1 protein-coding gene is annotated in these 249 nt (G+C 73.5%); it reads left to right on the forward strand.

The window, feature by feature from the left end:
* A partial coding sequence (locus ACQG3P_RS21215) for a YbfB/YjiJ family MFS transporter (protein ID WP_426806154.1) occupies nt 1-249 on the forward strand: 249 nt, incomplete at both ends.

Consider the following 249-nt stretch of genomic DNA (forward strand, 5'->3'; position numbering starts at 1 on the left):
CACCCTGCTGGCGGCGCGCGTTGGCGACATGCAGCAGAAATTCCGCTTCTACCGGATTGGGCTGGTGCTGGCGGTTGCCGCCACAACGCTGATGGGGTCCACTACGCAGCCCTGGCTGTGGAGCCTGCTGCGCTTCGTGGCGGGTCTGTCCAGCTCCGCCGGCCTGCTGCTGGCCTCCGGGCGGGTGCTGAGCTGGCTGCTGGGCCGCCGGCAGCGCCCGCGCCGGGGCCTGCTCTGCGCCGGCCGGGG

The sequence above is a fragment of the Stenotrophomonas sp. SrG genome, from assembly GCF_050031795.1.
Lineage (GTDB): Bacteria > Pseudomonadota > Gammaproteobacteria > Xanthomonadales > Xanthomonadaceae > Stenotrophomonas > Stenotrophomonas rhizophila_A.